The 6,501-nt window shown below is 46.1% G+C and carries 7 protein-coding genes; all 7 read left to right on the top strand.

All coding sequences use genetic code 11. The features are described from left to right. Positions 1-651: NAD-binding protein (locus JZU62_RS06580; protein ID WP_295013106.1), on the top strand; the 651-nt coding region annotated here is incomplete at its 5' end. Positions 652-737: 86 nt separating this feature from the next. Further along, positions 738-1,181, top strand: a complete 444-nt coding sequence (gene fabZ / locus JZU62_RS06575) for a 3-hydroxyacyl-ACP dehydratase FabZ (RefSeq protein WP_295013103.1) — start codon at positions 738-740, stop codon at positions 1,179-1,181. A gap of 10 nt (positions 1,182-1,191) precedes the next feature. Further along, the gene (gene lpxA, locus JZU62_RS06570; RefSeq protein ID WP_295013101.1) at positions 1,192-1,977 is read left to right on the top strand and encodes an acyl-ACP--UDP-N-acetylglucosamine O-acyltransferase; all 786 of its coding nucleotides are present in this window, start codon (positions 1,192-1,194) and stop codon (positions 1,975-1,977) included. Beyond that, entirely contained in the window at positions 1,974-3,206 is a 1,233-nt protein-coding gene (gene clpX / locus JZU62_RS06565; protein ID WP_295013099.1) for an ATP-dependent Clp protease ATP-binding subunit ClpX, read from the top strand. Before lpxA ends, clpX begins: the two co-directional genes overlap by 4 nt. A gap of 8 nt (positions 3,207-3,214) precedes the next feature. Continuing rightward, positions 3,215-4,252, top strand: a complete 1,038-nt coding sequence (locus JZU62_RS06560) for a rod shape-determining protein (RefSeq protein WP_295013097.1) — start codon at positions 3,215-3,217, stop codon at positions 4,250-4,252. Next, positions 4,245-5,006: a rod shape-determining protein MreC gene (gene mreC, locus JZU62_RS06555; RefSeq protein ID WP_295013095.1), complete on the top strand. Its 762-nt coding sequence runs from the start codon at positions 4,245-4,247 to the stop codon at positions 5,004-5,006. The genes JZU62_RS06560 and mreC overlap by 8 nt, the downstream gene beginning before the upstream one ends. A gap of 77 nt (positions 5,007-5,083) precedes the next feature. Continuing rightward, positions 5,084-6,501 (top strand): carbamoyl-phosphate synthase large subunit (gene carB / locus JZU62_RS06550; RefSeq protein WP_295013093.1); only part of this gene is annotated, 1,418 nt, incomplete at its 3' end.

The raw sequence follows: 6,501 nt of genomic DNA, 5'->3' as shown, positions 1-6,501 counted from the left end.
AACTCCGATAAAAATACCTCAGCGAAAACCGCCCTCTCCCTCGCGCAAATCGGGGAGTTCTCCTTTGCCATTTTTGCTTTGGCGGGAGCGCAAAAACTGATCAGTGAAGAGATGGCGAGCTTTTTGATTTTGGTGAGTGTCATCTCGATGATTCTCACCCCGTTTATTATCGGAAACATCTATAAACTCTCGTCATATTTTGAGAAAGAGTTTTATGAGTCCGACGTCATCACCCCCATTTCTCGACAAGATCACATTATCGTTGCAGGGTTTGCGATGCTGGGGAAAATTGTTGCCGCATCACTGCAATCCAAGGGTGCCAATTTCATTATCATCTCTGACAACCTAAAACACGTTTTACATGCGAGAAAACTAGGTTACATGGCATACTTCGGGCACTTAAACAAACTTCCCGTTTTAGAATCGTTGATGGTCAAAGAGGCGAAGGCAATCATCATCACCATGAGCAGTGAACAAAACCGCCGTCTCATCAGCGAAGCGATACTCGGCTACACTAAAGAGGCAAATATTATTGTCAAAATTGACAGTGTCGAAGAGCGAAAAAGTATGCGAGATTTGCCGGAATTGGAGTTTGTGGATGCGAGCTTTGAGGTGGCAGATTTGCTAGTTCAACGCGCCTTTAAAAAGTAGTTTTCAGCGGTTAAAAACACTATTATACTTTATTAACCGTTTTTGCGGTAAAATTGGGGGATTTTTTACCCAAGGTGTTCACAAATATGATAGATGTCGTTCAAATTCAAAAAATTTTACCTCACCGTTACCCTTTTCTCCTTGTTGATCGCGTTACTGCAATTACTCCGAATGAGTCACTAATCGGTTATAAAAACGTCACTATCGGCGAACAAATTTTCGAGGGCCATTTCCCGGGTCATCCGATCTATCCGGGTGTTATGATTTTGGAGGGGATGGCGCAAGCTGGCGGTATCTTGGCATTTCAAAGTATGGATATGACCGAAGAGGAAGCATCTCACAAAGTAGTCTACTTTATGAGTATCGACGGTGCAAAATTCCGCGCCCCTGTCCGTCCGGGAGATCGATTAGAATACCGTATGACTGTGGTAAAACACAAAGGATCGATTTGGGTATTAGAGGGGAAAGCGTATGTCGATGACACCCTCGTCTCCGAAGCCGAACTCAAAGCCATGATCGTTGACAAGTAAGCGAGAGAGAATGAGCAATATATCTCCATTAGCATTCATCGAAGAGGGCGCCATTATCGGTGAGGATGTCGAAATCGGACCGTTTTGCTTTATCTCAGGAAAAGCCAAAATCGGACGTGGGACAAAAATTGCCGCCAGTACGTGCATCTATGGAAACACCACCATCGGTGAAGATAACGATATTTTTTCCCATGCCGTTTTAGGCTCTATACCGCAAGATTTGAAATACGACGGGGAAGAGGTCGAACTCATCATCGGGGATCGCAATAAAATCCGTGAATTCACCCTTTTTAATCCGGGGACTGCGGGCGGCGGCGGCAAAACCATTGTCGGAAACGATAATCTTTTCATGGGTTACGTCCATTTGGGTCACGATGTCATCATCGGAGATCACTGTATCCTCGCCAATGCCGCAACACTAGCAGGACACGTCGAGATGGGGAACTACGCCGTTATCGGCGGGATGACACCCGTGCATCAATTTGTCAAAATCGGTGATTACGCCATGATCGCGGGAGCTTCGGCACTTTCGCAAGATGTCCCTCCTTATTGTCTCGCAGAGGGGAATCGAGCGGTATTGCGCGGGCTCAATCTCAACGGTTTGCGCCGTCATGTCGAGCGGAGCGATATCGATGCTCTCAGATCAGCCTATCGTGAGCTTTTCGAATCGGGAAAACCGCTCCAAGAGCAAGCAGCTGCTTTGCTTGAAGAATCATCGAGTGAGTTAGTTAAAAATCTCTGCACCTTTATTGTCAACACAAAACGGGGTATCCCGTATGAAAGGAATCAATCATGATTCATCGCCATTGTAGTTTCTGTGACGCTCAGGAGAGCGATCACAACCCACTCATTGCTGGAAATAATGTTTATATTTGCAAAAATTGTGTTTTTTCTGCCTATAAAATCATGTTTGGTGATGCAGAAGGTGAAAGCACCTCGACACAAGAGCATAAAAATACAGAGCTATTAACGCCTAAAGAACTTAACACCTTTTTAGGACAATACATTATCGGTCAGCAACGCTCACGTAAACTTTTATCCGTTGCCGTATACAACCATTACAAACGTATTTTTAAACATACCCTTGTTGAAGATGAGACCGAAATCGCCAAATCCAATGTCCTCCTCATCGGACCGACCGGAAGCGGTAAAACATTGATGGCACAAACCATTGCACGCGTCCTCAATGTCCCTATCGCGATTGCTGATGCTACCAGTCTTACCGAAGCGGGATACGTCGGAGAAGATGTCGAAAACATCCTCACCAAACTTCTCCAAGCGGCAGATGGGGATGTAGAGCGAGCACAGCAGGGGATTGTCTTTATCGATGAGATCGATAAAATTTCCCGCATGTCTGAGAACCGTTCTATTACCCGTGACGTATCGGGTGAAGGGGTTCAACAAGCGCTTCTCAAAATTATCGAAGGTGCCGTTGTCAACATCCCTCCCAAGGGTGGGCGTAAACACCCTAACCAAGATTTCATCCAAATCGATACTTCCGGTATCCTTTTTATCTGCGGCGGAGCATTTGACGGGCTGGGACAAATTTTGGAGCGTAAAAAAGGGTCCAACATCATGGGCTTCGGTCAAGACAAACGAAGCACTACCGATATCGATGACAGTTTCGAGAATGTCGAACCGGATGATTTAGTGAGCTACGGTCTCATCCCTGAGCTCATCGGTCGCTTGCCGATCATCGCTTCCCTCAACAAAATCACTGAAGAGGAGATGGTTCGTATCTTGACAGAGCCGAAGAACTCTTTGGTAAAACAATACACCAAACTCTTTGCTATCGATAACGTTGAACTCAGCTTTGAAAAAGAGGCACTCAACGCGATTGCGGCAAAAGCATTAGCACGTAAAACAGGAGCACGGGGACTCCGCGCTATTATGGAAGAGACGATGGGCGAAACCATGTACGAGCTTCCTGAATACAGCGGATATGAAGTACTCATTACCAAAGAGGTTGTAGAAGAGAGTATCGCCCCTGTCTACATTAAAAAATCAACTCAAAAAAGCGCATAGGAGAATCAATGCTATTTAATAAACTTATCGGAATGTTCTCGAACGATCTCTCTATCGACTTGGGAACCGCAAATACCCTCGTTATTTCAAAAGGGAGAGGTATCATCATCAATGAGCCCTCTGTCGTAGCGGTAAAAACAGAAAAATACGGTCAACAGCGCGTTCTTGCCGTAGGTCGCGAAGCCAAAGAGATGGTCGGTAAAACACCGGGGAATATCAAAGCGATCCGCCCTATGCGTGACGGCGTTATCGCCGACTTTGATATGACGGAAAAAATGATCCGTAAATTTATCGAAAAAGCGCACGGACGTACAACCCTTATCAGCCCACGTATTATCATCTGTATTCCATACGGTCTTACGCAGGTAGAGCGTAAAGCGGTTCGTGAATCGGCTATGAGTGCGGGAGCGCGTGAAGTGTATTTGATCGATGAGCCTATGGCGGCGGCAATCGGTGCGGGAATCGATATCCGTGAACCGAAAGGGAATATCATCGTTGACATCGGCGGCGGTACCACTGAAATCGGTGTTATCTCTTTGGGCGGACTCGTATTGTGTAACTCTATCCGTGTTGCAGGGGATAAAATCGACCGTGCCATCATGGATTACGTTAAACGCAAATACAATCTCTTGATCGGTGAGCGTATCGCCGAAGATATCAAAATCAATATCGGTACGGCGATGCCATTAGCCCAAGAACTTAAAATGATCATCAACGGGCGTGACCAAGTCGAAGGTCTCCTCACTTCGATTGAACTCTCCAGTGAAGATGCTCGTGAAGCGATGCGTGAACCGCTCAAAGAGATCCTTGAAGCATTGCGTGACGTACTCGAAAACATGCCGCCGGATTTGGCAGGTGATATCGTAAATAACGGTGTTATCCTCACCGGAGGCGGAGCACTCATCCGTCAACTCGATAAATATATCTCTGAAACGATCAAAATTCCGGTTTACGTTGCCGATGAGCCGCTTTTGTGTGTTGCACGCGGAACCGGACGCGCATTAGAAGAGATCGATCAACTCCACGAACTCTTCGATAATGAATAAACATACGCTAACCATCGCCGCTCTACTCTCCATTTTCGTGGGGGGAGCGCTCTACTTTACCAATTTTCTCCAATCTCCCCTTTTGCACCTTACTCATTCGGTAAAATCATCTTATATTGATAGTATTGAGAGAATTCAACACGCTGTTGAAGAACATTTTAATCAACAAGCAACTATTATCGATCTACGGGATAAAAATCGTTATTATGAAAAAGAGCTCTTAAATCTTCATCAAATAGCTGATGAATATAAAAAATTACTGCTAGAACAAAACAGCACACTCCAAACAACACCTCATACCGAGTTAGTACGCACCCTCTCGTATGTCCGCTTCGGTGATCCGCACCGTGTATGGATTGAGATGGAAAATTTTGATCCCAAACGAGTATACGGTCTCCTCTATCGTGGCTATGCGGCAGGGATTGTCGTCGGTAAGGGATCTCAACCCTTAGCCCTCTTAAACGGTGATGTAAAAAGTACCTATGCGGTTAGTGTAGGAGCGACACTCGCACCGGGGATTGTACGGGGAAACAATGCGAGACGATTGATTGTTGAGTTTATCCCGACATGGATCCCTATTTCAGTTGGCGATGAAGTGCTCACCTCTGGACTTGATCGTATCTTTATGGCGGGCTTAAAAGTGGGGAAAGTCATCTCCATTACAAAAGCCAGCGGCTATCAAAGTGCCGTCATCGAACCTTATTTTTACGGTAAAAGTCCCGCCTATTTTCATGTAATTACCCAAATAAGATAACCTCTCCTCCGCACTTGTAATCGGATTTTAAGTGCTTCTCGTCTATAATAATAAAATTTTTATGACGAGGGGTCTCAATGCCAAAACGCGACGACATCAAAACGATATTACTCATCGGATCAGGCCCGATCGTCATCGGTCAAGCCTGTGAATTTGACTATTCAGGGACACAAGCGGTCAAGACGCTCAAAGAACTTGGCTACCGCGTAGTTTTGATCAACTCGAATCCGGCAACGATTATGACCGACCCTGAATTTGCCGATCGTACCTACATCGAACCTATCAAACCTGAGATCATTGCTGAAATCATCAAAAAAGAGAAAGTTGACGCCATCCTTCCGACGATGGGTGGACAAACGGCTCTCAATGCGGCGATGAAAATGCACGAGCTCGGGATGTTAGAGGGGATCGAATTCCTCGGTGCTAACCCAAGTGCCATCAAAAAAGGGGAAGATCGCCAAGCATTCAAAGAGTGTATGGTTAAAATCGGAATGGACTTGCCGATTTCCCGTTATGCTTATAACATGGAAGAAGCGATAGCGGCTGCCGAAGCAATCGGTTTTCCGATCATCATCCGTGCGTCGTACACTCTCGCCGGTGGCGGAAGCGGTGTTGCATACAATATCGATGAATTCAAAATGCTCGCTCAACGCGGACTCGATGAGTCTCCAATCACCGAAATCTTGATCGAAGAATCTCTTCTTGGATGGAAAGAATACGAGATGGAGGTTATCCGAGATCGCAACGATAACTGTATTATCGTCTGTTCCATCGAAAACTTCGACCCTATGGGTGTCCATACGGGTGACTCGATCACGATTGCCCCTGCCCTAACCTTGACCGACAAAGAGTATCAACGTATGCGTGATGCATCGTTTGCTATTTTACGTGAAATCGGCGTTGACACGGGGGGATCAAACGTACAGTTTTCCGTCAACCCTGAAACAGGACGTATGATTGTTATCGAGATGAATCCGCGCGTATCACGTTCATCCGCACTCGCATCCAAAGCTACCGGCTATCCAATTGCCAAGGTCGCAACCCTTCTCGCGGTCGGATTTACCCTCGATGAGATTACCAATGACATTACGGGAACGCCAGCGGCGTTTGAACCGGTTATCGACTATATCGTCACTAAAGTACCGCGCTTTACGTTTGAGAAATTCCCCGAAGCAGAGTCGACCCTCACCACTAGTATGAAATCGGTCGGTGAAGCGATGGCAATCGGACGAACGTTCAAAGAGTCGGTTCAAAAAGCCCTCTGCTCACTGGAAACAGGACTAAGCGGTTTCGATCCAATCGAGGGTGATTTAGAGTTTGTTAAACACGAAATCCGCCGCCCGAATGCAGAGCGTATCCTCTACGTAGGACAAGGTTTCCGTATGGGACTATCCAAAGAGGAGATATTTGATCTCTCTAAAATCGATCCATGGTTCCTAACCCAAATCGAAGAGATCATTGCCCAAGAAAAACTGATCACAACGGCAACCCTCAC

The sequence above is a fragment of the Sulfuricurvum sp. genome, from assembly GCF_019163035.1.
Lineage (GTDB): Bacteria > Campylobacterota > Campylobacteria > Campylobacterales > Sulfurimonadaceae > Sulfuricurvum.
This window is presented reverse-complemented; position numbering and strand designations above follow the sequence as displayed.